At 76.2% G+C, this 407-nt stretch carries 1 protein-coding gene; it reads left to right on the forward strand.

Annotated elements, in window-relative coordinates; genetic code table 11:
• Positions 1–407, forward strand: a 407-nt coding sequence (locus M3677_RS17635; RefSeq protein WP_251161231.1) for a sugar nucleotide-binding protein, incomplete at both ends; no start/stop codon positions are given.

A 407-nucleotide genomic window follows, 5' to 3' on the forward strand; every position in this document is an offset into this window, starting at 1 on the left:
GGTGGGTGCTGGTCAACGCCGCGGCCTACACCGCCGTCGACGCCGCCGAGACCGACGAGGGCACCGCGCTGGTGGTCAACGGCCGCGCCCCCGGGTGGCTGGCCGAGGAGCTGGCCGGCCGCGGACGCCTGCTGCACGTCTCCACCGACTACGTCTTCGACGGCTCCGCCACCGACCCGTACCCCGTCGACGCGCCGGTGGCCCCGCGCTCGGCCTACGGACGCACCACGGCGGCCGGGGAGGCCGCCGTGGCCGCGGTCGGCGCCGACGCCTCGGTGGTGCGCACCGCCTGGGTGCACAGCCGGCACGGCGGCAACTTCGTCGCGACGATGACCAGCCTGGAGGCCCAGCGCGAGACCATCTCGGTCGTCGACGACCAGGTCGGCTCGCCCACGTGGTCGTGGGAC

It is taken from the genome of Curtobacterium sp. P97 (genome assembly GCF_023712445.1).
Lineage (GTDB): Bacteria > Actinomycetota > Actinomycetes > Actinomycetales > Microbacteriaceae > Curtobacterium.